This is a genomic window from Streptomyces sp. NPDC006798, assembly GCF_040635975.1.
Classification (GTDB): Bacteria; Actinomycetota; Actinomycetes; order Streptomycetales; family Streptomycetaceae; genus Streptomyces.
Genome location: NZ_JBEYIS010000037.1, coordinates 37887 through 64584, shown reverse-complemented (window position 1 = coordinate 64584; position 26698 = coordinate 37887). Strand labels below are relative to the sequence as shown.

Genomic DNA, 26698 nt, shown 5'->3' with positions numbered 1-26698 from the left:
GAGCCGGAGCCCGGCCCGGGCCCGAAGTCGCACTCGGAACCGGAACGGACGCCACCGTTCCGGAGCCGGGCCCGGTCGCCCTCTCCGCCCCCGCCGACGCCCCCGGGCCGTCTCCTGCGGCGTACGCGGGCGCCGCCGCCAGCACCCCCGTCACCGCCAGCGCGGCGGCGGGCACCGCACCCCGCCACCCCCGCCACCCCTGCGGCCGACGGCGCCGGGCCCGGCCCGATTCATTGCTCTGACGCACGGTGAAGTCCCCCTTCGGGCAGTACGCCCGCACATCTCTCGAATAGCAGTGTGGGGAGGAGTGTGACACGGAATTCCAGCCATGGCGCCTTTCCGGCAATACCTGTTCACGACGCAGATAATTCACCCCACCAGTAACCCCGACGGGCGACGAAACTCCTGTTCACCATGGTGTGTAAGGGAATTGTCAGCCCCTCCCGGGGAAGGGCTCCCGCACCCCGGGGGCCAGGGCCGCCGGTCGGCATCGCCGGTCGCCATTCCCTTTCCGGCCAACGGGGTTCGGCAGTGCCGGAAATCCCGCGCACCACCTCTTCACATTCACCCGCCACAGCCGTTCCGAAACCCTCCTGGCGTCTCCTCGCCATCACCGGCATCGGAACATTGCCCTGTTCACATTCCCCTGGTGATACTGAGTATGTCCGGGGCCGCGCGGCTGTGTTCACAGCCCCCGGATGACCGATGAGCCGGCTCGTCCGACCGATCAGCTCATCTCCCAGGGGGAGAACTTGCAACGACGAACAGATCAATTACGCCGGTCACGGCGGCGGGTCGTGACGGTGACGGCGCTCGCGGCCGTACTGACGGCCGGTACGGCGACGGGTGCGGCCGGGGCCGCGGAAACCGGGACCCACGACCGGGACAAGGGCCGGAGCGGCGCGGGGAAGCCCCGGGCCGAAGCCCCTGCCGGGCCCGAGGCGCCCGGCACCACCATCACCCTGATCACCGGTGACCGGGTGGTCGTGGGCGGGGACGGCCGGGTCCGGTCGGTACGCGGGGCGGCGGGCCGGGAGGACATGACCTTCCGGGTGACGGCCTTCGACGGCCGGACCCATGTCGTCCCGCGCGACGCCGAACGGCTGATCGCCGACGACACGGTGGACCGGCGGTTGTTCGACATCACCGAACTGGGCAGCCCCGAGGCCCGTGCCGTGTACGGGAACGGCGTCCGGGCGCTCGTCGTCTACGGCGGCCCGTCGACCGCCAAGGCTCGGACGGAGGTCCGCGGCTCGGGCGGGACGGCGGAGCTGCGCGGTCTGCCGGGGGCGGACGCGGTGACGGCGACGCACCGGACCGGATCCGCCCTCTGGGAGGCGCTGACCAGGACCGGCCCCGAGGGAAGGCTCAGCGCCACGGCGGGGGTGGAGAAGGTCTGGCTGGACGCCGCCGTCCGGCCGTCCCTCGACACGACGACCGCGCAGATCGGGGCCCCGGCCGCCTGGTCGCGCACGTACGACGGTACGGGGGTGAAGATCGCCGTCCTGGACACCGGGATCGACGCCGCTCATCCCGATCTCGCGGGCCGGGTCGTGGCCGAGCGGAACTTCTCCGAATCCGCCGACGCGAAGGACCGTGTCGGCCACGGCACCCATGTGGCGTCCACAGCCGCCGGACGGGGCGTCAAGGACGCCCGGTTCAAGGGGGTGGCGCCGGGCGCGACTCTCCTCAACGGCAAGGTCCTCGACGACTTCGGCGGCGGCAGCTGGTCCGGGGTGATGGCCGGGGTCCACTGGGCCGTGGCCCAGGGCGCGGATGTCGTCAATCTGAGCCTCGGCGGCAACGACGGCCCCGAGATCGACCCGCTGGAAGCCCTGATCAACACCTACTCGGCGGAAAAGGGAGTCCTGTTCGCCGTCGCCGCGGGCAACGAGGGCCCGCGCCCCGGCACCGTCGACTCGCCGGGCAGCGCCGAGGCCGCGCTCACCGTCGGCGCCGTGGACGACCACGACGCCGTCGCCAGGTTCTCGGCCCGGGGTCCCGCGGCCGACCAGGGCCAGAAGCCGGAGCTGACCGCGCCCGGTGTCGGTGTCACCGCCGCGGCGGCGGCCGGTACGGCCGATGCCGAGCAGCCACCCGGCTATACCGCCATGTCCGGTACGTCGATGGCGACTCCGCACGTCGCGGGCGCGGCGGCGATCCTCAAGCAGAAGAACCCCACCTGGACCGGTGACCGGATCAAGGCCGTACTCACCGGATCGGCGACGCCCGGTGCGGGTACCGCGTACGACCAGGGCGCGGGCCGGGTCACCGTCGGCCGGGCGCTCGACCAGTCCGTCTCCTCGGCCCCGGTCTCCCTCGCCTTCGGGAAGCAGCTCTGGCCGCACCACGACAACGCGCCCGCCACCAAGGCGGTGACGTACCGCAACACCGGTACCGCCGATGTCGTCCTGGAGCTGGCCGTGGACGCCCGGAACCCGGCGGGCGGGCCCGCCCCCGCGGGCTTCCTCACCACCGACCGGCAGCGGCTCACCGTCCCGGCCGGGGGCACTGCGTCCGTCGGTCTGACCGCCGACACCCGGGTCGAGGGCGGCGGCGACGGCCGCTACTCGGCGACCGTGATCGCCACCGGCGGCGGGCAGAGCGTCCGGACGCCGGTGACCGTCGAGCGGGAGGTCGAGTCGTACGACGTCACCGTGCGGGCGATCGACCGCGACGGCTCGCCCGACCCGAACGGCATGGTCCGGCTGGCCGGTTACGAGGGCCTGGGGGCCGCGACGTACCACGAGCCCGACCTGGTGAACGGCACGGCCACGGTCCGGGTGCCGAAGGGGCTGTTCTTCCTCGACTACGTGTCGTCCGATCCGCCGCCGGGCCAGGGCACGGACATCGTCAATCAGCCCGAGGTGGTGGTGGACCGGGACCTGACCGTCACCGTCGACACCCGGCTGACCGAGCCGCTCGACATCACCGTGCCCGATCCGGCCGCGGCATCGGTCGCCGCCGACTTCGGGTTCGCACTCGAAGGCCCGATGTCGTACAGCTCGGGTCACTACACCGGCGGCTTCGCCAACTTCAGGACCGCCGGGATCGGGACCGCCAAGTACCCGCTGATCGAGGCCCGGCTGGGGGTCTGGTCCGTGGACGACAAGCAGTACGCGATCCACTCCGGCGGCCGGGTCGACCGGTTCTCCACCGGCCTCACCAAGCATTACACCAAGACCGAGATGGCGCCCGTGACCATCCGGCCGGGCGGTTCCGTGCCCGGCAAGCTGAGCGCTGTCCGGCCGATCGGCACCCTGCCGGGGCTGCATCCCATGGGCTCGATAAATCCGGGGCCGCTGCCCTCGAACCGGGCTCAGAAGGTCTGGGTGTCCACCGAGAGCGGGGTGAAGTGGAACTTCGCCGTCACCGAGTACCCGACACCGACTTCCTCCTACGACTCGGCGCACGTACTGCCGTCGGCCCGCCGGTTCGAACCGGGCGGCGACTACGAACTCGCCCTCAACGTCGGGGCCCAGGGGCCGGCCCTGCCCGCGGGCTACGGCGGGGTCCGGGACGGGACTCAGCTGTGGGCGTCGGTGCCGCTGATCACCGACGACAGGGGCAATCCGGGCGTCCCGTTCGCCGGGCGGTTCGAGACGACGCTCCACCGCGACGGGGTGCTCGTCGGCCGGCACGACAACCCGCTGTCGGGCAGCGGGCGCGGCCGGTTCACCGTGCCGGACGGCGACGCCTCCTACACCCTGGCGGCGACCGTCGAACGGCCCACGACCGTGGCCCGGGTGGCGACCCGGATCGAGGCGGGCTGGACCTTCCGCTCCGCGAAGACGGCGGAGCCCACCCCGCTCCCCCTCTCCGTGGTCCGCTTCGGCGCGAAGGCCGGACCGGACTCCACCGCTCCGGCGGGCCGGGTCCAACTGGTCCCGGTGACCGTGCAGGGCGCCGCCGCCGGGACCACCCCGGCGACCCTGACCACGGAGATCTCCTACGACGAGGGCCGGACCTGGCAGCCGCTCCCGGTCGTCCGGGGCCTGGCGCCCGTGGTCAACCCGGCGGCGGGGAAGGGCGTCTCCTTCCGCGGCTCGGTCGTCGACCGGGACGGCAACCGGGGCACCGTCACCGTCGTCAACGCCTATCTCGGGCGGTAGCCCGAACCTCCACCGGTCCCCGGCCGGGGGCGTGGCCCGCCCCCGGCCGGGGCCCCCCCGGCCCCCCCCCGCGCCCAGCCGCCCCGCGGGACGGGCGCCCGGGGGGGGGCCCGGACCCGGCCCACCGCCTCCAGGGTGAGGAAGAGGGGTTCGTGCCGTCCCGACGCGCCCTTCTGGTTCTCGCCGCGCGAGTGGTACGGGACCCCGCGCCGGGAGCCCGCGTAGAGCACGGGCTCGTCGCCGGACGGCAGGTACTGGAGGCCGCCGTCGAGGGACGGGGAGGGGACGTACTTTCCGCCCCGGCCCTCGGTCAGTAACGCCATCACGTCGAAGAACGCCAGGCCGAGGCCGCGCAGGGCGACCCGCTCACCGGAGGCGACGGCCGTCAGGCCGGCCTCCAGATCGGCCGGGTTGGCGGGCGGGTGGTAGCGCAGCCCGTGGGTCTCGGCGTACGCGGCCAGCCGCTCCTCCTCGGCCGAGGGCGCGGCGGGCCCGTGGCCGAGGGTGAGCACCACGGCGTCCAGGCCGGTGATCCGGGTGCCGTCGTCCAGGGCCAGGGCCTGGCCGGTGGCGTCCTCGGTCAGTTCGACGGCGGTCGCCCGGTGCACGGTGACCCCGAATCCGGCCGGGGCGTCGGCGACCAGCCGGTCGAAGACCCACTCCAGATAGCGGCCGTACTGGGCCCGGGACGGGTAGTCGTCGGGGCCGAGCCGGTCTCCGCCGTCGCCCTCGGGCCCGGTGGGCAGGGGCGTTCCGGCCCCGAGCCCGGCCTTCGGCCCGCCCCCGGCTTCCGCCGCGGCGCCGGTACCGGGCCGCCGGAGCCATTCGTAGAGGCTGGGGCCGGTCCTGACCGGACCTGCGCACGCCACGCTGTCATCGGTGAACTGGCTGACCTGGGAGGTCACCGTGTTCATCAGCAGATGCGGGGACTGCCGGGTCCGCCAGACCCGTCCCGGCCCCGGCGGATAGGGGTCGACGACATGGACGGACAGGGGACACCCGGCCGGGTGGTTGGCGCTGAGGCGCTCCAGCACCGCGAGGCCGCGCGGGCCGAGGCCCACGACCGCGACCGTCCGAGGCGGCTGTGACATGGTCGTCTCTCCTTCGCTCGCCCGCCGTCCAGTCGTTCGGGAAATGTTCGGCTCATCCGGCCGCGCGGCGCGCGGCCTCGTTCACGAATTCGCCGAAGGTCAGTCCGGGCAGGGTCTCCATCTCCTCGTCGGTGAATTCGACGCCCTGGCCGTCGAGCTGCATCACCAGCTCCGCGATGGAGAGGGATTCCAATTCGAGACCACCGTCTCCGAGCGGGGTTTCCGGGTTGATCGAGGAGGTGTCGAAGTGCATCTCCCGAAGTGCGTCGACAATGACTTTTTCCAGCTCAGCGGACATGGATATGCCTCCTGTCGATGTTTTTGGGCGTGCGGTGGCGCATAAAGTGAGACAGTCGGTAAGCGGGGTAGGGCAGGCCATTACCCGAACTCCGGGCCCCGGTGGTCCGCCGGGATATCCGCATATCCAGCAAACCATACCCCGGGAAGGATATGAAGCGGTTTTGATTTGTTTTTAGGAATCATGGCCGATGGAAAGGGAAGGCGTGATTCTCCGCCGTTCGGCGGCCGAAAAAGTCCTAGAGTTCGATCTCCAGGTCCTCCAGTGGGTAGGCGACACAGGCATGGGCGTGGCCGAAGGTCTCGTCCGAGCGGCGCAGCCGGGCCTCCTCGGCGTGGAAGACCCGCCCGGAGCAGACCCGGACCCGGCAGAGCGCGCACTCGCCGGAGCGGCAGGAGGCCCGGGGGCGTACCCCGTTCTCCTCCAGGGAGTCCAGCAGCGGTCTGCCGCGCGGTACGTCGAACCGCCGGCCGTCCACCGCGACCGTGACCGTCCCCGCCGGATCGAGCCCGGCGGGCCAGCGGGGGTCGGCGGGCGGCGGCAGCGCCACGCTGTTGGCCTCCAGCCGGATCCGCCGGCGGGGCTGCCCGAGCGACCGCAGCTGCTCGATCAGATACGCGTACCGGCCCGGCGGTCCGCAGAGATAGACCATCCGGTCGTTCAGCGGGCCCGCCAGCTCGGCGATCAGGGCGGCGTCCAGCGGTCCGACCGCGCCGTCCCAGCCGGGGTCCGGCGCCGACAGCACCTGATGGAGCGTCAATATGTCGGGGCGGTCCCGGGCGATGGTCTCCAGCTCGGCCCGGAAGATCACGTCATCGGCCCGACGGGAGCCGTAGACCAGGGTCATCCGCCGGTTCAGCCCGTGGTCCAGGACGTCCCGGAGCATGCTCATCGCCGGGGCGACCCCGGAGCCGCCCGCCAGGAAGACCAGGTCGTCGCCGTGGAAGAGGGGGTCGTGGCAGAAGGTGCCGATCGGTCCGTCGCCGGTGAACCCGTCCCCGGGCCGGACGGTGTCCAGCAGATGGTTGCTGACCAGACCGCCGCGCAGCCGCCGGATCGTCAGGTCGTAGTAGTCGCGTTCGGCGGGCGACGAGGAGATGGAGAACGCCCGGCTGGTGACGGTGGCGCCGACCGGGACGGTCAGGCTCAGATACTGCCCGGCGGCGAACGAGGGCAGCGGCCCGCCGCCGGTTGCCCGCAGCCGGAGCGTGGCGGCCGTCGGGGTCTCCTCGATCACCTCGGTCACGGTCAGGGCGAGGTCCCTGGGGTGGTGGGCGGCGGCCTCGGCCCAGGCGTCGTCGGGATGGGGGGACCCGGCGTCCGCCCGGCGCCCCAGCTCCGCGACGACGTCGTCGAAGCCGTCGAAGAGGCGGGCCAGCGGATTGGCGGCGACGGCCGGTACGGGCGGGCCGTCCGGCGTACTCGGCGGCTGGGCGCCGCGATGGTCGGTGGTCATCGTGGGTCCTCGTTCGGAGCCGGAGACGGAAAGGGAATGGGGCGCCGGGAGGCCGGGGCGGCGATCGGGGAGCCGTGGCGCGCCGGTCACAGCACCTCCAGCAGCCGCCGGGACATCCGGGCCGAGGTGACGATGGTCGAGTTGTAGCCCGCGGCGGTGACCCAGTTACTGGCCAGCACCACACCCGGCACATTCGGTTTGAGGTCGTCGTCGTGGAAGAGCCAGCCGTCGGTGACGTCCTGGTCGAAGCCGTAGATCGCCCCGCCGGGCTGGCTGAGATACCGCTTGAAGGTGATCGGGGTGGCCAGCTCCGCCTCCTCGATCACGTCCCGCACCCCGGGGGAGACCGCCTTCAACAGCTCCAGCAGGGACTCCGCGTACTCGGCCTTGGCCCGCCGGTACTCCTCGACGGGTACGGACTCCCACGGCTCCGCGTACTGGAGGGCGACCAGGTTGAGCTGGGTGGCGCCGGCCGGGGCGCCCCCGTTGGGTTTGACGTCGTAGCAGCTCGCCAGCAGGAACGGCGCCGGTTCGAGGGTGTGCATTCCCCGGAGCAGGCTCTCCTCCGTGAGATCGCTGTGGATGAAGTTCGCGGCCGTGGTGAAGCCCAGCTCGGCGGGGCTCGCGTCGAGCCCCAGATAGAGCACCGACGCCGAGATCCCCATCCGCCGCGACCGCAGATCCCGCAGGACGTGCCCGGGCACGTCCGCCGGGTCGAGCAGCCGGGTGTAGGTGGTGGTGGCGGGCGCGTTGGAGACCACCAGCCGGCAGCTCACGGTCTCCCCGTTCTCCAGCCGCACCCCGACGGCCCGGCCGCCCCGGGTGACGATCCGGTCGACGGCGGTGTGGAATCTGGCCCGCCCGCCCGCGTCCTGGAACGAGCGGAGCATCGCGTACGACAGCGCCTGGCTGCCGCCGACGACCTGGTAGGGCTTGGTCTCCACATAGAGCGCCATCACCCGGGCGTAGTCCATGAACGAGATCCGGGACGGCAGCTGGCCGTTGTAGCACCAGTAGGAGGAGAGCACGAGCCGGACCCGCTCGTTGTCGACGTACTCCTCCAGTACGTCCCGGAAGGGCCGCAGCCCGTGCCGCCGGACGTGCGGCAGACTCCGCAGCCGCTCCATCTCGTGGTCGAGCCGGTGGAGATTGGCGCGGGCCGTCAGCTGCCACATCCCGACGTCCCGAACCAGCTCCAGAAAGGCCGTCAGCCGGGCCCGGTCCACCGGGTACTGCTCGTCCAGCGCGTCGGCGATGCCCCGCCAGTCGGCGGGCAGCGTCACATCCAGCACCCCGGGCACCACGGTCCGGTACAGCTGGTCGTCCTCGATGAACTCCACCCGGCGGGTGACGTCCATCTCGTCCAGGACGTGCCGCAGCGGGGCGGGCCCGGCCATACCGCCGAGCTGGTGCAGCGACACCTCGAACTCGAAGCGGCCCCGGACGAACGTGGTGGCCGCCCCGCCGGGCACATTGTGGCGTTCCAGCAGCAGGACCCGCTGTCCGCCGCGTTGCAGCGTGGCCGCCGCGGCGAGCCCGGCGTTGCCCGCTCCGATCACTATCACGTCGTAGTCGACGCCCATGGGTTGTCTCCCTCCGGAGGAATCACGGTCGTGGTCCCGATCCCGGGGCCGGGGCCCGGTGCCGGGGGCGGACGGCAGACGCCCGCCCCCGGCACCCCGCGCGTTCGGCCCCGCGCACGGCCGGGCCGCGGCTCAACAGCCGCCGACGAGTTTCCGCGCCTCGGTCCGTACCACCCGCTTCAGGACCTTGCCGGTGATCCCGACCGGGATGGTCCCCTCGGTGACGACCGAGGCGCCCGCGGTCCTGGGCAGCCCGGCTTTGGTCAGCGCCTCGTTGATCCACGCCGTCGGGTCGTCCGGCGCCTCCGCGCCCTCGACCAGGTTCACCAGGACGTGGGTGGTGGCCCTGCCCTCGCCCTCCCAGCCGAAGTCGACGCCGTCGTCGGCGATCCCGACCACCGTGCAGTCGAGGATCTCCGGATAGGCCCGCAGCAGCACCTCCTCGGTGTACGCGCTGAAGACGAAGCCGTCCTCGGTCCGGATCGCGTCGGTGGTGCGGTCCAGATGGAAGAAGGTGTTCGTGGCGTCCCGGTACGCCAGGTCACCGGTGAGGAAGTAGCCGCCGAGCCACTGCTGGTGCCAGCGGACGTTGTCGTTCCAGAAGCCGGGCGTCAGCGACTTGGAGCGCACCCCGAGCCGCCCCACCTTGCCGGGCGGCTGCACCGAGCCGTCCTCCGCCAGCACCACGGCCTCGGCGAACCGCATCGGCCGCCCGATGCAGCGGCCGATCACCGGCCCGCCCGCCCGGTGCACGAAGTCGAAGAGGACATAGCCCATCTCCGTGGAGCCGAACATGTCGATGAAGATCGCGCCCGGCTCCTTCCGCGGCTTCAGATCCGGGCCGGTGACGGTGTGGTAGCCCTTGTCCAGCAGCCGCCTGATGTGCACCGCGTGGGCCGCGTCACCGGACGCGTAGTACGCCTCCACACTGCTGAGGTCGCGATCGGTGAGGTCCTCGCCCGCCATCTCCGTGAAGGTGTGCGTGAAACCGAAGACGATCGTCGGCCGGTGCTTCTCGATGCCGTCGAGCACGGCCTTGCCGCTGGGGTCGGTGTAGTGGATCACCGGCGCGCCCAGGGTGAGTCCGAGCAGGGTGTTCGACATCGCCGACACATGGTGGCCGGGGAGCGCCAGCAGCCGGGCCCTGGTGGAACAGTCGAGCCCGTCGGCGAGCCGGGACAGCGCGCCGTGGAAGAGCGTCTCGTGGGTGTGGAAGGCCGACTTGGGGATGCCGGTCGTCCCGGACGAGTGGGAGATCAGGATCGGGTCGGTCGGGGCGTGCCGGAACGGATACTCCGCCGGACGGTGCTCCGCGTCCCCGGGGACGATCTCCGACTGGAGCGCCACGAACAGCGGCGGCTGTGGATCCTCCAGATGGGCCCGGAGGTCCTGGTGCCACGGCTCGCGGGTCATGATGCCGACCACCCGCTGCCGCCGGATGTACTCCCGGCGGGTCTCGGCGGGCATATTGGCGTTCACCAGCGACGCGATCGCGCCGATGCTGGTCAGCGCCATCAGATTGAGCGCGAAGTCGGTGATGGACGTGGAGACGATCGCCACCGCGTCCTTGGCCCTGACTCCGGCCCGGGTGTAGTACCCCGCGTACGCGGCCACCACCTCGTGCAGCCCGCCGAGGGTCAGCGACTCGGGGTGGTCGCCGTCGGGGGCCCGCCAGGTGCCGTCGAGCCACAGCACCGGAGCGTCGAGGGAGCGGCCGTACAGGGGCAGGCGATGGATCACATTGCCCGCGCCCAGCGCCGCGTCGGCGAGGATCTGCCGACGGACGTCTTCACTGATCATCATGGGGTTTTCTCCGAATCCTCTGGTACGTCCCGGTCGAGTGCAGCGGCCGGATTCGTCGGGGGAGTGGGGGTGGAGATGGGGACGGTCCCCGCCCGGCGCACGGCCCGGTCCACCAGGGGACCGGCCGAGCCGAGGTAACCGGCGGGGTCGAGCAGCCGTTCGGGCGATACGGACACCTCGTCCGCCCAGCCGGCCTCTTCCAGGGCGCTCCGCACCGCCGCGACGAGCGGGGCGCCCCCTTCCGCGGCGCGTACGGCACGCGTCACGATCTGTTTGGCGCGGGTCCGGCCCAGCTCGGCGCCGAGGGCGACCGAAAGCCGCTCGGCGACCAGGCTTCCGCCGGTCAGCGCCGTATTGGCGGCCACCCGGCCGCCGTGCACGACCAGGCCCTCCGCGAGTTCGGCCGCGGTGTGCGCGGCGCCGCCGGTCAGCCGCAGACAGTGGCGCAGGGGCTCCCACTCGGCGTGCCAGGCGCCCGCGGACCGCTCGTCCTCGGCCACCACCGACTGCTGGAGCACCAGCGCGTACACCGGCACCTGGCGGGCGGCGGCGGCCACCAGCGTGCTCAGTACCGGATTCCGCTTCTGCGGCATCGCCGACGACTGGCCGCGCCCGGTGGCGGCGGGCTCCGCGACCTCGCCGATCTCGGTCCGCGACAGCACCAGTACATCGGCGGCGAACTTGCCGAGCGCGCCCGCCGCGAGGCTCAGCACGGCGGCGAGTTCGGCGACCGGGGTACGGACCGCGTGCCAGGGCACCCCGGGGACGGCCAGCCCCAGCCGCGCGGCCACCAGCTCCACCAGCCGCAGCTCCGGATGGTCCCCGGCGGCCCCGGCGGCGAGCAGCTGGTCCCGGTAGGCGGCGAGGGTCCCGGCCGCGCCGCCCATGGACACCGGCAGCCCCCGGTCCAGCACCGCGCCGACCCGGTCGTGGGCGTCGGAGACCAGGGTGAGCCAGCCCGCCGCCCGCAGCCCGAACGTGGTGGGGACCGCGTGCTGGGTGAGGGTACGGGCCGCGGCCGGGGTGTCGCGGTGCCCGGCGGCGATCCCCGCGAGGGCGGTCCTGATCCGCCCCAGGTCGCCGTGGAGCAGCCGTAACGCCCCGGTGGCGACCAGCATGGCGGCGGAGTCGAGGACGTCCTGCGAGGTGGAGCCCGCGTGGACGTACCGGGCGGCCTCCGGGTCGGCGGCGGCGACGAGTTCGGTGAGCCGGGCGACCAGGAACACCACGGGGTTGGCGGCCTCCCGCCCCCGCCTGGCCAGCGCCACCGGGTCGAGCCCGCCGCCCCGCCCGGCGGCCCGTACGGCGTCCCCGACCCCGGCGGGCACACTCCCGAGTTCGGCCTGGGCGTCCGCGAGCGCCGCCTCGAACGCGACCATTCCGTCGATCCACGCCTCGTCCGAGACCACCGCTGCCACGGGGGTCCCGGCCCAGACGGGCCCGAGCAGCCCGGAGTCGACCCCGGCCGCCCGGCCGTTGACGGCCGGGGGTGCGGGGGTGCCGTCGGTGGTCGGGTGTCCGTCGGCGCCGGTGCCGGCGGGTTCTTTCGGTGCGCGGGTGTTCGGGGTGGGGGGTGTTCGGGCAGTGGTGCTTCCGGCCGGGTGGCCCTGGGGTGCGGGGGTGCCCTTCGCGGCGGGGCCGGACGGGGAGCCGGTACGCGGTGTCGGTGCCGTGTCCGGGGCCGGAGCCGGGTGGAGAGGGCTTTCCTGCCCGGCCGTTCGGTCGGTGGAGGGCACAGGAAAACCGGGTCCGGCGGCGCCGCGGCGGCCGGGCGCGGGGGTGGTCGTCATGGGGTCACCTCGGGGAGTGGCGGGGGGAGCGGGCCGGAGGTGACCACCGCGGTCATCGCCGTCCGCGCGCGGGCGTGGCGGCCGGGTCCCGGGCGCGGGGCGACCGCGAAGCGGTCCGTACGGCCGCTCCACAGCGGGGAGTCCGTACCGCGGATCCCGCCGAGGGCGCACCGGCGGGCGCCCGGGCGGCGGACCAGCCGGACGTCGCGGGCGCCCCGGGCCAGGCCCCGGCCCGACGCCTTGACCGCCGCCTCCAGCAGCGTCCAGGCGGAGAAGAACGCCTCGGGCTCGTCCAGTTCGCCCAGCTCCGGCGCCTTCGGATAGAACGTGCCCAGCACCCGGGCCGCCCGCCGGACCGGGCGGACGACCTCCACGTCCACCCCGACCGGGCCGCCGTACCGGACCGCGACCAGCAGCAGGCCCGCCGACCGCGACCAGCTCACGGACCAGCCGGGATGGGCCGGGAGCAGCGGCCGTCCCCCCGGCCCCGCCACCAGCTCCACCCGGGCCGCCGGACCGCCCAGCGCCTCGGCCAGCAGCCGCCGGACCGCCGCCCGGGACCTGATGTACGTCAGCGCCGCCGCCGGATCCCGGAAGGCGCCCGCCCGGTGCCGCTCGGCCGCCGACAGCACCGCGAGCGCCGCCGGACCACCGGGCGCGTCCCGGGGTGGGTCGTGCAGATCGACCAGCCGGGCCACCCCGGCGGCGTACCGTGCCGGACGCCGGAGCCCGGTCGCCGTACTCATGACCCCGCCGCCCCGCTGAGCGCCCGCGCGCCGAACACCCGCGCGGGCTCCGACGGCCGGGAGCCCAGCAGATGCAGATCGCCGAAGGCGGGCCGCATCGCCACCACCGCCACCGTCCGCTCCCGCCGGATGTTCCCGTTGTCGGGGACGAAGATCGGCGGGGTCGACAGCAGCGCCAGATGCTCGGTGGGCAGCGCCGCCTCCGGCAGCGCGTCCAGCCGGAGCGTGCAGGCGTCGAGCCGCCGCCGCGACGAGTTGCGGGCGAAGACGTTCAGCTTGTCGTAGGGGATGAACTCGCGGTGCAGGAAGTGATTGGTGTGTACGGTCCGCGGCGCCCGGACCGTGTGCATCCGCCCGTCGAGGAACTCCGTATACGCCGCCCCGCGCGGATCGCAGAGCGTCAGGGACCGCGAACTGGCCAGCTTCAGCCCCTCCAGCACGCCCAGCGCCTCGTCCACCGAACCGGCGGTGTCCAGGACGTGCCGTACCGCGAGATACGGCGGCAGCCCGGCCCGCCAGCGGCCCCCCAGCACCAGATTGATGCCGACGGCCAGCCCGTCGCTGTTCATCCCCAGATAGCCGAGCAGCCCGCCGAAGCTGAGGGTCAGCACCTCCCGCCGGGTGCCGGTCCTGGCGACCGAGAGCACACACGTCTGGTCGTCCAGATTCCCGTTGAGGTCCACGGTCTGCGCCAGCACGCTGTGCGGCCCGGCCGGATCGACCCGGGTATAGGTGGTGCAGTCGCCCTGCGGCGGCCGGCCGGTGTCCTGGTAGCCGACGACCTCCCGCCGCATCTGGAGCAGCAGCGCCTCCTCGTGGGAGATGCCCGCGCCCTCGGCCAGCCCCCGGATCTCCTCGGCCAGCTCGGGGACGGCCGCCTCGATCTCCCGCCGGAACGCGGCGATCGTGGGCCGCAGACCGTCCAGGGTGAGCGGGGTGTCGTTGAGATGGTTCAGCCGGGCCAGCCCGTCGCCGAGGAAGGCCCGTAACTCCACCGCGCGGGCCGCGCCGTGCTGCCGTCCCAGCTCGAAGGGGCCACCGGTGAGCCGGACGAACCCGGCCGGCGGCGGCGCCGCCCGGCCGCCGAACTCCCCTTCCCGGGAGTCCCCTTCGGTCCCGGTTCCGGTCGTCGACGGCTTCGGGCCGCCCGAGCCGTTCCTCTCGTACCGCTCCATGTCCGGCACACCCCTTCCCGTCACGGGCACTTGCGGAGGAGGACGCCGTGCCGGGCCCCCGGCACGCTGGAGGCCAGCAGATACAGCCCGTCGTCCACCGCGTCGCCGGAGGCGAGCAGATCGGTCAGATTGATCAGTGGATCCGCCGCGAAGCAGTGCCCGAGGCGCTCGATGTTCCCGGTCCTGGTCCGGTCCGGCGCGAACCCCGCCTGCCGCTCTTTCATCGTGATCAGGGGCCGGACCAGATTCGCCGGGAGCAGGGCCGTCACCTTCTCCGGCGACACCCCCGTGGCGTGCTCCAGATCGGCGTTGACCGCGATCGCCAGCCGGGAGTCGATCTGGTCCCGCAGCCCGAGCACCGCCGGGTCCTGGGCGCCGGCCGACGCCAGCACCGCGAGACCGTCACCACCGGGCCCGGGCCCGGCCGCGCCCACCAGACAACTGGCCGCGCCGTCGCTGAAGAGCGCGAACTTCTCCAGCCGTACGGACTCGTCGAGGATCTTGTCCGTGGTGACCACCAGCACCAGCCGGTGCGCCCCCGAGGCCACCAGCGCCCGGGCCGTGTGCAGCCCGGCCAGCAGGTTGTTGCACCGGTTGAGGGTCACCCCGGCGGTGAACGAGGCCCGGGTGAGGCCGAGTCCGTTGAGGACCGCGCCCACCAGCGGGGCGTGCCCGTCGACGGTGCCGGGGAACGAGCTGGAACAGACGATCAGCCCGTCGACCGACGACCGGTCCGCCCCGGCCGCGTCCAGGGTGGCGTTGCCGCTCTCTACCGCCAGTTCGACGGTGGTCCTGGCGGTCCGGAAGAAGCTGCCCCAGCCCCAGGTGCGGGGGGCCATGGGGATGGCGTACTGGGCCACCCGTTCCGCCAGATCCTCGACGGCGGTGTAGGGCTCCTCGGTCTCACCCAGTACATAGCGGGGCGAGAGGAGGAAAACCGGGGTACTGCTCATCCGTCCTGTGCTCCGTTCGACTCCGGGCGGTTTCCTACGAGTTCGGTCTGGTGCGGTCGTCTGCGGTCTTATTCAGACTTATGCGGTTGGATTCGGTCGAGTCCGGTCTGGTTCGGTCGGGAGGAGGTAGGCCGGTACGCGGCTCTACGAGTCGGGGGCGCGGGGCCTGCGAGTCGGGCGCGCGGCGCCGGGAGCGCGGGGTCCCGGGGGAGCGTCAGCCGGCCGGGAGCCGGACCACCGCCCGCGCCTCGCTCAGTACCTTCGTACCGCCGCTGGTGACGGTGAGATCGATCCGGACCAGTCCGTCGCCGAGCACCTCGGCGACCCGGCCCGCGACCTCCAGCCGGGCGCCCGCCGGATCGTCGGGGACGACCACGGGGCGGCTGAACCGGGTGCGGTACTCCACGATCGCGCCCGGGTCCCGTACCCAGTCGGTGACCGTACGGGCGGCGATCGCCATGGTCAGCATGCCGTGGGCGATACAGTCCGGCAGCCCGGCCTCCCGGGCCACCCGCGGATTCCAGTGCACCGGATTGAAGTCCTCCGACGCGCCCGCGTACCGCACCAGGTCGGCCCGGGTCAGGGTGACCTCGCGGACCGGCAGTTCGGTCCCCGCCGCCGCCTCGTGCGCTCCGTTCGTCGTCACGGCTTCCCCCCGCCGTCCACGGCGCTCAGCGCCACCAGGGTCAGATGCGCGGTGACGACGTGCTCCCCGCCCGCGTCCGCGAGGTCGGCCCGCAGGGTCAGGACGTCCCGCCCCCGCAGCCGCTGCGCTCCGGTGATCTCCACGGTGGTCACCAGCCGGTCGCCCGCCCGGACCGGCCGGGCGTACTCGAACCGCTGGCTGCCGTGGATCAGATAGGTGGGGTCGAAGCCGATGTCCTCGTATCGGAAGACCTCGTCCAGCGCCCGCATGACCACCGGGAACGGAAAGGTCGGCGGGGCGAGGACATCGGCGTGGCCCAGGGCGCGGGCGGCGGCCGGATCGGTGTAGACGGGCGCGGGATCGCCCACGGCCGTCGCGAACCGGCGGATGGTCTCCGGTTCGACCGGATAGGGCCGCGCGGGCGGATACGTCTTCCCGACGCACCCGGGGTCGAGTGCCATATCGCTCCTCGGTCAGCAGGATCGGTCAGCGGGATCGGTCAGCGGGTTCAGGGCGGTGGGTCCGGCGGTGGGCCGGTCGGCGGGTTCGGTCGGTGGCCCGGTGCTGCGGGAAGCCGGTGGCCGGTGGTCCGCGGACCGGCCCACCCGGCCCGCGGACCTCTCGTACGGCCCGGGTGAGGGCGCACCCGGCTTCGGGGGCCGCCGGACCGCGGGGGACACCCCCGGCGCGGTCCGGCGGCCGGTCGGTGGGCGGTCAGTCGTCCCAGTGCTCCAGCACCCGGCGCCGTACCTCCTCCGGATACGCCTGGGCGAAGGACGCGTGGTTCATCCGGCCGTCGCCCCAGGCGGGCAGCAGCCCGTCCACCACGACGCCCGGCCCCTTCTGCGCCGCCCGCTCGTCCTTCGAGTAGCTCGTCATGAACGGCAGCACCCGGCCGTCCCAGTACTGCCGCCGGTCCCGCGGGTGGAGCCGGGTCCCCAGCGCCCACAGCAGATCGGCCTCGTTCGACGGGTCTATGTCGTCGTCCAGGACGTAGGTGACGGGCATCATCGCGCTCGGATGCGGGCTGTTGTGCAGCACCTCGCCGATCCGCCGGACCAGTTCGGTGGTGTCGGCGCCGGGCAGCCGGTCGCGCCAGTCGTCGGGGACGGTGACCACGGCCCAGTGCATGGCCGCCGCGTACGGCAGCCAGACGGTGGTGACCGGCAGCCCCGCCGCCCGCAGCGCGTGCAGCTCCTTCGCGGCCCGGCCGGTCCCGGTGACCGTGTGGTACTCGTCCGGCGGCCGGCCCTCGGCGACCACCGGCCAGATCGGCGCGTCCCGGTGGGTGATCGCCTCGACCGTGAAGACGGGCTGGTGCGAGGTGTGCGTGGAGGCGTACCCCGCGTACTCCCCGAACGGGCCCTCAAGACTGTCCCGGCCGATCGAGAGATGACCCTCGATCACCACCTCGGCATGGGCGGGCACCTCCAGGTCGACCGTCTCGCAGCGGACCACCTCCAGCGGCTCGCCGTGCAGCGCGCCGATGTACCCGGCCTCGTCGACGTCGCGCGGCAGCGGGATGCCGCCGACGAACGGGACCGAAGGGGGGCCGCCCTGCACCAGCGCGTACGGCATCGGCTCGCCCCGCTCGGCCCAGGCCTCCCACATCAGCCCGATGTGCTGCGGCGGGATGACGAGACCGGTCATCCGCTTGCCGTCGAGCTTCATGATCCGGGTGATGGACCAGTTGGTCCACGAGCCGTCCGGCGTCTTCGCGACGATGACGCCCCAGGTGTTGAGGTAGTCCCCGCCGTCCTGTTCGTGGATCCGGGGGATCGCGAACCCGTCCAGGGTGGCGTCCGCGCCCAGCAGGACGTTCTCCTTGCAGGTGGCCCGGTCGCGGGCCACGGTGACCGGCGGGACGGGCTTGGCGTCCCGGGTCCGTACGAGATGTTCCACCAGCTCGCCGCCGCCGGTCTCGGGGGGCAGCCCCACCGACAGGGCGAGTCTGGCCAGCGGCATATCGGCCCGGGAGCTGAGCCCGGCCGGGGCGCCGAAGAACCGCATCCCGATGCCGTCCTCCACCACCTCGGGGATGTACGGGGCGGGGGACCGCTGTTCGTAGGAGCGGCGGGTGATCGCCGCGGCCTCCAGATCGGCCCGGACGGGACGGCCGACGGTCTTCAGATCACCGATGGCCCGGAGGGCGTCCAGATACGCCCGCAGATCGGCCAGATGCGTCATGAGGTCGCCCCTCCCGGGGTGGTCGCGGCCAGTGCGCGGCGGACCGGAACGGTCACCGCCGGATTCGGTCCGGAGCCGGAGGCCGGGCTCGCCGAACGGGCCCCGGCCAGTTCTGGAGCCGGGTCGGCGGCCGGATCAGGAACCCGGTCGGGAGCCGGGTCGGCGGCCCGGTCGGGCATGCCCTCCCAGCGGCGGGCCCGGTGGGACGGGATCCCGAACTGGTCCAGGACCCGCGAGACGAGATGGTCGATCATGTCGTCGACCGACGAAGGCCGGTTGTAGAAGGTCAGCATCGGCGGCAGCACCACCGCGCCCATCCGGGAGAGCGCCAGCAGATGGTCCAGATGGATCTCGCCGAGCGGGGTCTCACGCGGTACGAGGACGAGCTTGCGCCGCTCCTTGAGAGTGACGTCGGCGGCCCGGGTGATCAGCCCGTCCGCGTAGCCGGTCCTGATCGACGCCAGGGTCTTCATGCTGCACGGCATGACGACCATGCCGTCGGCCGGGAAGGACCCGGAGGAGATCGCGGCGCCCTGGTCGTCCGGGGAGTAGGAGACATCGGCGAGCGACTGGACCTCGCGGGCCGTCAGCTCGCTCTCCGTCTTCAGCGTCGCCCGGGCCCAGCGGCTCATCACCAGATGGGTCTCCACGGAGTCGTGGTGGCGCAACTCCTCCAGCAGTCGTACCCCGAGCACCACTCCGGTGGCCCCGGTCAGCGCCACGACCAGGCGCTGGGGTCGTTCCGTCGGCATTGGGCTGCTCCTTCGGCGGAATTCGGTCGGTCGGCGGTGTCGGTGCGGCCCGCGGGCCGGGCCGTACGGTGCGGGGAGGCACCGGACGAACCGGCCGCAGGCCCCCCCCGGGAACCGGTCACGGCACTCGGTGCCGGGGTGGGTGCGCCGGGAGGGCGGGGCCGCGAAGTCGTCGGGGAGGGGGCGCGTCGAGCGGTCGTATACGGCCCCCGGACGACGGGATCGTGCCGCGGTTCGGGTAGTGGATCGCCGGATCCTTGCTTCGGCTTCGGCTTCGGCTTCGGCTTCGGGTCCGGGTCCGGCTTCGGGTCCGGCTTCGGGTCCGGCTTCGGGTCCGGCTTCGGGTCAGGTGAGACAGGCGCGGAAGCGACAGCTCTCCGCCCCGTCGCGCATACAGGTCAGTACCTCGTCGTCGGCCGTGACGCCGATGCCCTCGAACCAGCCCGCGCGGAGTTGGAGGCAGGGGCATTCGTAGCCGTCGAGCGAGCGGCTCGCGGCCAGCATCTTCAGGGCGAAGTGCTCACTGACCACCGTCACCCAGCTGCCGTCGGCGTCGTCGAACTCGGTGGCGTCCAGCTTCACCCGGGTCCGGGTGAACATCAGCCGGGCCAGCGCCTGGAGGGTCGCCGCGACCTCCCGCGGCCCGCTGCCGGGCGGGGTGGGGTGGCGGCGGCTGTAGAGCGTGGCGACCCGGCGGGCCACGAACCGCATGACCTCGGCGTTGAGTTCGTTCGCCACGTCCTGGCCGAACCGGGTCTTCACCGCCTGATACCAGCGGGCGTCATGGAGCCACCACGACTGGCGGAGCATCGAGATCTCGGCGGAGAGCGGGAAGTCGAGCGGGCTCTCGACGGCCCCGGCGACACCGCCGCCCGAAGGCCCGGCGCCGTTCGGCCCGGGGGCCCCGTTCCGGGCCGCCGTACCGTTCCCGTTCACCCGGGCAGCTTCAACCGGTTCAACCGGTTCACCGGCTCCGGCCGGTCCGCCGACGCCCCCGGAAACCCCCGTCGTGCGCGTCATGTCCCTCACACCTCCGCCGTCCCGGCCCCGGGCCCCGGCACGTCGGCGCGGAGCAGCAGCGCCTCGGCCGTGTCCGGGTCGCCATCGGCGACGCCCAGCTCCAGCAGGACCAGCAGGACGTCACCGGCGCTGCCGTCCTCGATCAGCAGCTCGGCCAGCTCCATGCCCTCGGCCAGGGCGTCCCCGGCCGGGCTGACGCAGATCACCGGGCCGCCCAGGCCCCAGCGGGCCGAGACGACACCCAGTACGGCACTGGGCACGGACTGGTAGAAGAGCAGCGGAGACGCCTTGGTCCCCCGGTCGACCGAGCCGGTGACCGCGGTCTCCGTGGCCATGTCGCCCAGGCTCGACACCATGACCAGGGCTGTGTGCCCGGCCGCTTCGCCGGGGGCGGGTGGCTCCCCGTGGTAGGCGGCCAGCGCGCGGTCGGCGACATGGGCGAAGAGCGGCCCGAAGGCCGAGGCGGTGAAGCCGGGCAGGTTGGGCGGCCCCCCGGGGGCCTCGGCCGGATCCCAGACCGAGCGGGCCAGGACCGTGAGCCGGGTCGTGTGCGTGGTCATACGGCGCTCACCACCAATGCCGTGTTGGCCCCGCCGAAGGCGGAGTTGAGGCTGATGACATGGCGGACCTCCCGCTCCCTCGGGGTGTCGAGGACGAGATCGAGCCGGCAGTCGGGGTCGGGCCCCAGATAGCCGGAGTTGACCGGCAGCAGGCCCGAACCGAGGGCCAGTACCGAGATGACGAGTTCGACCATCCCGGCGGCCTGGAGGGCGTGGCCGGTCATCGACTTGGTCGAGCTGACCGGGATCCGCTCCGCCCACTCGCCGAACGCCTTGTGCATACCCGCGGTCTCGGCCGAGTCGTTGTACGGGGTCCCGGTGCCGTGCGCGTTGACGTAGTCCAGGTCCTCCGGGCCGAGCCCGGCGCGGCGCAGCGCCCGTTCGATGGTCCGGGCCATCCCCAGACCCTGCGGGTGCGGCTGGCAGACATGGTGGGCGTCGCCCGCCTGGCCCCAGCCGGTGAGCCGGGCCAGCGGGTTCGCCCCGGGCCTGCTGTCGGCCGCCTCCAGCACCACCACCCCGGCGCCGTCGCCGAGCAGCAGGCCCTTCCGCCCGGCGCTGAACGGCCGGAGGCGTCCGTCGGGGGCGAGGGCCCGGCCCGCGTCGAAGGTGGTGAAGGACTCCGGGTCGACCAGATGCCCGGCGGCGACCACCACCCGGTCCTGGCGGCCCGAGGCGATCAGTACGGCCGCCTCGGCGACCGCCGCGCCCGCCGCGACACAGGCGTTGATGTACGTACGGCCCGCCGCGCCGAAGCCGCACTCCCGCGCCAGCCACCGCGCGGTGTCCCCGATGGGGCGTTCCCGCTGCCGCTCGCGCGGCAGCCGGGAGACGGCGGGATCGGCGTGGCGGGCCGCGATCAGAAGGGCCTCCGCCCGTTCGGCGGTGGAGAGCCCGGCCTGTTTGCACGCCTCCTCGGTCAGGGTCTTCAGCTCGGTGTCGAGATCGAGGTCCGCCGGTCCCTGCGCGGCCACCCCGACCCGGTACCGGTCGGTGTCGAACCTGGTCACGGGCTTGAACGCGGGGACGCCCGAGTAGATCCCGGTCCGCAGGGCGTCGACCCCGTGTCCGTACCCCGTGGTCACCGCCATCCCGGTGAGGACCACGGTCCTCGCGGAACCGCCCGCTCCGGTGGTGCTGTTCATCCCTCGCCTCCCAGCGTCGGTACGGATCGCATGTCAGTGCCCCATGCCCATGCCGCCGTCGACCGGGACGACCGCCCCGGTGATGTACGCCGCGCCGGGCGACGCCAGGAACTCCACGGCCGCCGCCACCTCGTCGGGTTCGGCCATCCGGCCCATGGGGATCAGCCCCAGGATCCGCTCGCGCTGTCCCGCGGTGAGGGCGTCGCTCATCGCGGTGTCGGTGAGCCCGGGGGCGACCACGTTCGCCGTGACCCCGCGCGGGGCCAGCTCCCGGGCCAGGGACCGGGCCAGACCGATCAGACCGGCCTTGGACGCGCCGTAGTTGACCTGGCCCGCGACCCCGCTGAGCGCGGCCGTCGAGGAGATGATCACCACCCGGCCGCCGCGGGCCCTGATCAGATTGCGGGCGGCCCGCCGCACCACGCGGTAGGTCCCGGTCAGATTGGTGTCCACGACGGAGGTGAAGTCCTCCTCGGTCATCCGGATCAGCAACTGGTCCCGGGTGATCCCGGCATTGGCCACCAGTACCTGCACCGGGCCGTGGGCCGCCTCGGCCTTCCCGAACGCCTCGTCCACGGAGACCGGGTCCAGTACGTCGCAGGCGACGGCCAGCAGCCCGTCCGGCGCCTCGCCGGACCGGCTGGTGACCGCGACCCGGTCACCGGCCGCCGCGAGCCTGCGTGCCACGGCCAGGCCGATACCCCGGTTTCCGCCGGTGACGAGGACAGAACGGCTCATGAGCAATCTCCAGCCCGGTGGTGGTGTGAACAACGGAAAGTTCGGAATCGCCGGCGGGAATCAGCGCGGTGGACATCGGCGGCGCCCGGAAGGGCCGTCGACACCGTGAGCATCGGAAACATCGGAAACGACTTCGGAAACAGTGCCCCGCCCGACCGGGGAACGGCGGCGGCCGATGGCAATGGTGTAGTCCACCAAAGGTGAGTCCCCGGGTTCGTCGGACGGACACAGAAAGAGTTTTGGGCCGGCGTTCCGCGTTCGCCAGACGGCACGGTGTGCCTCGGGCGTGCCTTGCCGACGACGCCATTTCGGGGGCACACCGGGGGCACACCGTTTTCCGCCACGATCATCGGGCATTTCACCCCGCGCGGAATTCGATATTCCAGCTCCGGCCGCTGCTCACACGGTTATCCGTACGGCCATTGGCGGCGGTGCGCGGCACCCCGTGGCGGCTTCCCGGACAACGGGAACCGCCCGGCACTGTCCCCTGTGCCGGGCGGTCGTCTCAGCCGGTGGGGACGTGGTCCCGGGAGACCCGCCTCGGTCTCCCCGTCCCCGGACGCCCCGTGAACTCTCCCGGGCTCCGGCCGCGGTCGATGACCGCTGTCCTGTCCTCGTAGCGCGCTGTACCTCCGGCCGGGCCCCGGTCGAGGGCCGGCTTCACTTCACCGGGCTTCACTTCATCGGTCGTCCGTCATCGGGCTCCGGTCAGCGGCCGTCGGCCGCCGCTGTCCGCCGGACTCCGCCGCCGGGCGCTCTTCCCGCCCCCGGGCCGGCCTCGCCCCGGCCGCTCACCTCCGCTCGTTGCGGGCGGCGCGCAACGCCCCGCGCACCCGCTCGGCCGCCGCCGCCTGCACCCCGCCCAGCAGAGCCGACGCCCTGGCCTCCGACTCGGCTCCCGCCGTGACGTCCCCGACGGCGATCTGGGCCTCGGCGGCGCGCAGCAGATACAGCGCCCGCACCACCGGGGGCAGATTCAGCCCCGGCCCCTGACGGGTGAGCACCGGGTCGAAGTACCTGATCGCCCGGTCGGGCTGGTCCATGTCCAGCAGGGAGACCCCGTCGATACAGCTGAGCCAGCTCTCGGAACGGAGCGGCAGGATCGGCATGCCCGACGGCGAGGTGGTGCTCAGGATCCGCCGCCCCGCCGCCATCGCCCGGACCCGGCCCATGTCGTCGCCCCGCTGGGCGTGGATCCGGGCCGTCTGGGCGTACAGCAGTGCCTGAAGGGAGGGGTCCGTCATCTGGTCGGGATGACGCCTGAACAGTTCCCGTACGGCCCCCAGCAGTTCGGCCGCCTCCTCGTGCATCTCCAGGTCGAGGTACTGACCCGCGTGCATGGTGACCACGGCGGCGGCCACCTGGGGATCGGCCGCGGCCGTCGCACACCGCAGGGCCGCGACGTAGTACCGCTGGGCGTTGACGTGCTCGCCCTGTACCCGGGCGATGAAGCCGCAGACCGACAGCCCCTCGGCGGCCAGGATCAGGACGTCCCGGCCGGTGTGGAGCGCGTCGGGCGACGCCAGGAAGTGGTCGGCCAGATTCCGCAGCTCCAGCTCGGTCGCCGGGGCCAGCCAGCCGGCCGAGAACTTGGCGGCGAACCGGTGCAGCGTCCGCAGCCTGGTGCACGCCTCGACCAGACCGCCCGACAGGGCGTCGGACCCGGGCGGTGTCCGCCCCGCGGCCCCGTGCAGGGGGACCGTCGGCGCCAGCGACACCTCCTCGGTGACCGCATCGAGCCAGTTCTTCACCAGTGACCTGGCCGACCATCCGGTGGCCAGCAGATACTCCTGCTGGAACTGCTTGCGTCCGGCGACCGCGTCGAGAATGGCCTCGGGGACCGCGGCACGGGTCCACGGTAATTCCAGCTGCCGGGTGTCCCCGTTGGCCAGGTGCAGCCAGTCCGGCCAGTCGAGCCTCAGAACCTCCTCCTGGGGAACGGCGTGGATATGGGCGATGGCGAGCTGGGCCGTGCGCTCGGGAACGGCGCGGCCCGCCTCCCAGCGGGAGACCTTCTCCCGGCGGGCGGCCATATGGCCGAAGCCGAGTTCGGCATGGGTGACGGCGATCAGCTGGGCGTACTCGCCATGGGTGTAACCGGCCTTGGTCCGCAGCGTGGCCAGGGGATGGCGGTTGCGGCCGGGTGACGCGGAAGGGGAATTCCAGGTATCGCTGCGCATGAACGTGGTGCCTCTCGGTCGAAAGGTTCCTGTGGCTGGACCGGTGGTCGTCGAGCCGAGACAGGGCCCCTGGCCCGTGGCCGGGCGACAGGCGCCTGCTCTCTTCTGGTGGAGTACGAGCCCGCACGGGGGAAGACGTCGTCATGGCAACCGCGACACACCGGAACCGGAGAGGACCCGTCGCTCCCGCGCCGGGACCGCCTCGCCACTCCTCTCGTGTCCGCCGGGTGCGGCTGCTCGACGGCAGCGGAAACCCATGGCGTTCCGACGGGTCTGACACCGGGACCCACGAAACGCCGGACCACCTGTGGCCCAACGGCGGTCCGCGGCAGCCCCGGCCGCCGCGCACGACGACGAGCCGCGTACGCCGAGACGGCGCACACGGCCCGTAACCCCCCGACACCCGGACGACCGGCGGGAGTTCGACCCGGTCGTTCCGTGGGGGAGCGTCACGCGGCAGAGCGGGCACAGGCATCCCCTTCATGACACACGAAACATATTGGGTCCTTGGGAAAAGTCCAGCGGTCCGACATCTGTACCGCCTCCCTTACCCACTGGTAGCGTCCGCAAGCGGCTGGTAGCGTCCGGGCCCGCCGGAACCGGTTCTTCCGATGCGTCTCAGCCGACTTCCCAGCGTCGCCGAGAAGGAGGAGGAGCCGTGCGCGAGTTCAACGTCCCGGCCCTGTACGATGTTCCGCCGCACGGAAATCTGGCGAATATCGCCATCCGGAACGCCACCGAGTTCCCCAATCGCGCGATTCTCGCCCGCAAGGAGTCCGGACAGTGGCGTGACGTGACATCCACGGCCTTTCTCGCCGAGGTGCGGGGCGTGGCGAAAGGGCTGATCGCCTCGGGCGTCCAGCCCGGTGACCGGGTCGCCCTGATGTCCCGTACCCGCTACGAATGGACCCTGCTCGATTTCGCCATCTGGTTCGCGGGCGCCGTCTCCGTCCCCGTCTACGAGACCTCCTCCGCCGAACAGGTGGAATGGGTCACCGGAGACTCCGGCGCGGTCGCCGCGATCGTGGAGACCGCCGACCACCAGGCCGTGGTCGAGGGCGTCCGGGAGCGGCTGCCCCTGCTGAAGAACGTCTGGCGGATCGAGGGCGACGCCGTGGGCGAGCTGACCGCGGCCGGCAGCGACGTCACCGACGAACTCCTCGCCGAACGGGCCGCCACCCCGACCGCCGACTCCCTCGCCACCATCGTCTACACCTCGGGCACCACCGGCCGCCCCAAGGGCTGCGAGCTGACCCACCGCAACTTCCTCGCCGAGTGCGGCAACATCATCGAGCGGAACCCGGAGATGTTCTCCGAGGACGCCTCCGTCCTCCTCTTCCTCCCCCTCGCCCACGTCCTGGGCCGGGTGGTCGAGATCGGCGCCATCATGGGCCCGGTCAAGCTGGGCCATGTCAGCGACCTCAAGGACGTCTCCACCGAACTCGCCGCCTTCCGCCCCAGCTACCTCCTGGGCGTCCCCCGGGTCTTCGAGAAGGTCTACAACTCGGCCCGCGCCCAGGCCAGGGCCACCGGCAAGGGCAAGATCTTCGACCGGGCCGTGGACACCGCCATCGCCCACAGCCGGGCCCGGGACACCCCCGGCGGCCCCGGCCTCGGACTGCGCCTGCGGTACGCGATCTTCGACAAACTGGTCTACGGGAAACTCCGCGCCGCCCTCGGCGGCCGGGCCCGCTACGCCATCTCCGGCGGCGCCGCCCTCGGCGAACGCCTCGGCCACTTCTACCGCGGCCTCGGCATCACCGTCCTGGAGGGCTACGGCCTCGCCGAGTCCTGCGCCGCCACCACCCTCAACCCGCTGGACCAGCAGAAGATCGGCACCGTCGGCCAGCCGCTGCCCAGTACCGGGGTGAAGATCGCCGAGGACGGCGAGATCCTGCTCCGCGGCCCGCACATGTTCACCGGCTACTGGAACAACCCCGAGGCCACCGCCAAGGTCTTCGAGGACGACTGGTTCCTCACCGGCGACCTGGGCTCCCTGGACGAGGACGGCTACCTCCGGATCACCGGCCGCAAGAAGGAGATCATCGTGACCGCGGGCGGCAAGAACGTCGCCCCGGCCGTGATCGAGGACCGGATCCGGGCCCACGCCCTGGTCGCCGAGTGCATGGTGGTCGGCGAGGGCAAGCCCTTCGTCGGTGTGCTGATCACCGTGGACGAGGAGTTCCTGCCCCGCTGGGCCGCCCAGAACGGCAAGCCCGAAGGGGTCACGGTCGCCGAACTCCGCGACGACCCGGTACTGCTCGCCGAGATCCAGCGGGCCGTGGACGACGGGAACGCGGCCGTCTCCAAGGCGGAGTCCGTCCGCAAGTTCCGGATCCTCGAATCCCAGTTCACCGAGGCGTCGGGCCATCTGACGCCGTCGCTGAAGCTGAAGCGGGCGGTGGTCCTGCGGGACTACGCCGCCGAGGTCGACGCCATCTACGGCGGCTGACCGCTCCACCG

The 26698-nt window shown here is 72.9% G+C and carries 18 protein-coding genes and 2 pseudogenes; 2 read left to right on the top strand and 18 right to left on the bottom strand.

Annotated elements, in window-relative coordinates; all coding sequences use genetic code 11:
* Positions 1–797 precede the first annotated feature (797 nt).
* Entirely contained in the window at positions 798–4112 is a 3315-nt protein-coding gene (locus tag ABZ714_RS23780) for a S8 family serine peptidase (protein ID WP_358827322.1), read from the top strand.
* Between the two features lie 122 nt (positions 4113–4234).
* On the opposite strand, the pseudogene ABZ714_RS23775 reads toward ABZ714_RS23780, so the two are convergent.
* The 18 genes and pseudogenes from ABZ714_RS23775 to ABZ714_RS23690 all read right to left on the bottom strand — a co-directional run.
* Positions 4235–5203 (bottom strand): annotated as a pseudogene (locus ABZ714_RS23775) (FAD/NAD(P)-binding protein); the annotation flags it as partial.
* A gap of 52 nt (positions 5204–5255) precedes the next feature.
* Positions 5256–5501: an acyl carrier protein gene (locus ABZ714_RS23770; protein WP_358827321.1), complete on the bottom strand. Its 246-nt coding sequence runs from the start codon at positions 5499–5501 to the stop codon at positions 5256–5258.
* A 238-nt stretch (positions 5502–5739) separates the two neighbouring features.
* On the bottom strand, positions 5740–6957 hold the full coding sequence (locus tag ABZ714_RS23765) for a 2Fe-2S iron-sulfur cluster-binding protein (RefSeq protein WP_358827320.1): 1218 nt from the start codon (positions 6955–6957) through the stop codon (positions 5740–5742).
* A gap of 86 nt (positions 6958–7043) precedes the next feature.
* Positions 7044–8540, bottom strand: coding sequence for an NAD(P)/FAD-dependent oxidoreductase (locus ABZ714_RS23760; protein WP_358827319.1), 1497 nt, complete (start codon positions 8538–8540; stop codon positions 7044–7046).
* A 132-nt stretch (positions 8541–8672) separates the two neighbouring features.
* Entirely contained in the window at positions 8673–10343 is a 1671-nt protein-coding gene (locus tag ABZ714_RS23755) for a class I adenylate-forming enzyme family protein (RefSeq protein WP_358827318.1), read from the bottom strand.
* Positions 10340–12133, bottom strand: coding sequence for a lyase family protein (locus ABZ714_RS23750; protein WP_358827317.1), 1794 nt, complete (start codon positions 12131–12133; stop codon positions 10340–10342). Before ABZ714_RS23750 ends, ABZ714_RS23755 begins: the two co-directional genes overlap by 4 nt.
* Positions 12130–12879, bottom strand: a complete 750-nt coding sequence (locus ABZ714_RS23745; RefSeq protein WP_358827316.1) for a 4'-phosphopantetheinyl transferase superfamily protein — start codon at positions 12877–12879, stop codon at positions 12130–12132. The genes ABZ714_RS23750 and ABZ714_RS23745 overlap by 4 nt, the downstream gene beginning before the upstream one ends.
* A complete protein-coding gene (locus tag ABZ714_RS23740; RefSeq protein ID WP_358827315.1) occupies positions 12876–14054 on the bottom strand; it encodes a C45 family peptidase in 1179 nt (392 codons plus the stop codon). Before ABZ714_RS23740 ends, ABZ714_RS23745 begins: the two co-directional genes overlap by 4 nt.
* Before the next feature lie 20 nt (positions 14055–14074).
* Positions 14075–15007, bottom strand: a complete 933-nt coding sequence (locus ABZ714_RS23735) for a 3-oxoacyl-ACP synthase (RefSeq protein WP_358827314.1) — start codon at positions 15005–15007, stop codon at positions 14075–14077.
* A gap of 214 nt (positions 15008–15221) precedes the next feature.
* Positions 15222–15653, bottom strand: a complete 432-nt coding sequence (locus tag ABZ714_RS23730; RefSeq protein ID WP_358827313.1) for a MaoC family dehydratase — start codon at positions 15651–15653, stop codon at positions 15222–15224.
* On the bottom strand, positions 15650–16114 hold the full coding sequence (locus ABZ714_RS23725; RefSeq protein ID WP_358827312.1) for a MaoC family dehydratase N-terminal domain-containing protein: 465 nt from the start codon (positions 16112–16114) through the stop codon (positions 15650–15652). The genes ABZ714_RS23730 and ABZ714_RS23725 overlap by 4 nt, the downstream gene beginning before the upstream one ends.
* Before the next feature lie 253 nt (positions 16115–16367).
* Positions 16368–17840 carry a UbiD family decarboxylase gene (locus tag ABZ714_RS23720; RefSeq protein WP_358827311.1) on the bottom strand — a complete coding sequence of 491 codons (1473 nt, stop codon included), beginning with the start codon at positions 17838–17840 and terminating at the stop codon, positions 16368–16370.
* Between the two features lie 170 nt (positions 17841–18010).
* A pseudogene (locus tag ABZ714_RS23715) lies at positions 18011–18592 on the bottom strand (UbiX family flavin prenyltransferase); the annotation flags it as partial.
* A gap of 345 nt (positions 18593–18937) precedes the next feature.
* Positions 18938–19528: a hypothetical protein gene (locus ABZ714_RS23710; RefSeq protein WP_358827310.1), complete on the bottom strand. Its 591-nt coding sequence runs from the start codon at positions 19526–19528 to the stop codon at positions 18938–18940.
* Between the two features lie 89 nt (positions 19529–19617).
* Positions 19618–20172: a beta-ketoacyl synthase chain length factor gene (locus tag ABZ714_RS23705; RefSeq protein ID WP_358827309.1), complete on the bottom strand. Its 555-nt coding sequence runs from the start codon at positions 20170–20172 to the stop codon at positions 19618–19620.
* Positions 20169–21317 (bottom strand): beta-ketoacyl synthase N-terminal-like domain-containing protein, encoded by a 1149-nt coding sequence (locus tag ABZ714_RS23700; RefSeq protein WP_358827308.1) that lies wholly within the window; start codon positions 21315–21317, stop codon positions 20169–20171. The genes ABZ714_RS23705 and ABZ714_RS23700 overlap by 4 nt, the downstream gene beginning before the upstream one ends.
* 33 nt (positions 21318–21350) lie before the next feature.
* Positions 21351–22055, bottom strand: a complete 705-nt coding sequence (fabG, locus tag ABZ714_RS23695) for a 3-oxoacyl-ACP reductase FabG (protein ID WP_358827307.1) — start codon at positions 22053–22055, stop codon at positions 21351–21353.
* Positions 22056–22846: 791 nt separating this feature from the next.
* The gene (locus tag ABZ714_RS23690; RefSeq protein WP_358827306.1) at positions 22847–24235 is read right to left on the bottom strand and encodes a transcriptional regulator; all 1389 of its coding nucleotides are present in this window, start codon (positions 24233–24235) and stop codon (positions 22847–22849) included.
* 658 nt (positions 24236–24893) lie between these two features.
* Between ABZ714_RS23690 and ABZ714_RS23685 the strand changes: the two genes are divergently transcribed.
* Complete coding sequence (locus tag ABZ714_RS23685; protein ID WP_358827305.1) at positions 24894–26687, top strand: AMP-dependent synthetase/ligase; 1794 nt, start codon at positions 24894–24896, stop codon at positions 26685–26687.
* Positions 26688–26698 lie beyond the last annotated feature (11 nt).

What these genes read in the sequence shown, in the direction of transcription:
- fabG (WP_358827307.1), bottom strand. Translation starts at nt 22,055, where the DNA reads ATGAGCCGTTCTGTCCTCGTCACCGGCGGAAACCGGGGTATCGGCCTG.
- ABZ714_RS23735 (WP_358827314.1), bottom strand. Translation starts at nt 15,007, where the DNA reads ATGAGCAGTACCCCGGTTTTCCTCCTCTCGCCCCGCTATGTACTGGGT.
- ABZ714_RS23725 (WP_358827312.1), bottom strand. Translation starts at nt 16,114, where the DNA reads ATGGCACTCGACCCCGGGTGCGTCGGGAAGACGTATCCGCCCGCGCGG.
- ABZ714_RS23760 (WP_358827319.1), bottom strand. Translation starts at nt 8,540, where the DNA reads ATGGGCGTCGACTACGACGTGATAGTGATCGGAGCGGGCAACGCCGGG.
- ABZ714_RS23720 (WP_358827311.1), bottom strand. Translation starts at nt 17,840, where the DNA reads ATGACGCATCTGGCCGATCTGCGGGCGTATCTGGACGCCCTCCGGGCC.
- ABZ714_RS23765 (WP_358827320.1), bottom strand. Translation starts at nt 6,957, where the DNA reads ATGACCACCGACCATCGCGGCGCCCAGCCGCCGAGTACGCCGGACGGC.
- ABZ714_RS23750 (WP_358827317.1), bottom strand. Translation starts at nt 12,133, where the DNA reads ATGACGACCACCCCCGCGCCCGGCCGCCGCGGCGCCGCCGGACCCGGT.
- ABZ714_RS23705 (WP_358827309.1), bottom strand. Translation starts at nt 20,172, where the DNA reads ATGACCACGCACACGACCCGGCTCACGGTCCTGGCCCGCTCGGTCTGG.
- ABZ714_RS23690 (WP_358827306.1), bottom strand. Translation starts at nt 24,235, where the DNA reads ATGCGCAGCGATACCTGGAATTCCCCTTCCGCGTCACCCGGCCGCAAC.
- ABZ714_RS23745 (WP_358827316.1), bottom strand. Translation starts at nt 12,879, where the DNA reads ATGAGTACGGCGACCGGGCTCCGGCGTCCGGCACGGTACGCCGCCGGG.
- ABZ714_RS23770 (WP_358827321.1), bottom strand. Translation starts at nt 5,501, where the DNA reads ATGTCCGCTGAGCTGGAAAAAGTCATTGTCGACGCACTTCGGGAGATG.
- ABZ714_RS23700 (WP_358827308.1), bottom strand. Translation starts at nt 21,317, where the DNA reads ATGAACAGCACCACCGGAGCGGGCGGTTCCGCGAGGACCGTGGTCCTC.
- ABZ714_RS23740 (WP_358827315.1), bottom strand. Translation starts at nt 14,054, where the DNA reads ATGGAGCGGTACGAGAGGAACGGCTCGGGCGGCCCGAAGCCGTCGACG.
- ABZ714_RS23755 (WP_358827318.1), bottom strand. Translation starts at nt 10,343, where the DNA reads ATGATGATCAGTGAAGACGTCCGTCGGCAGATCCTCGCCGACGCGGCG.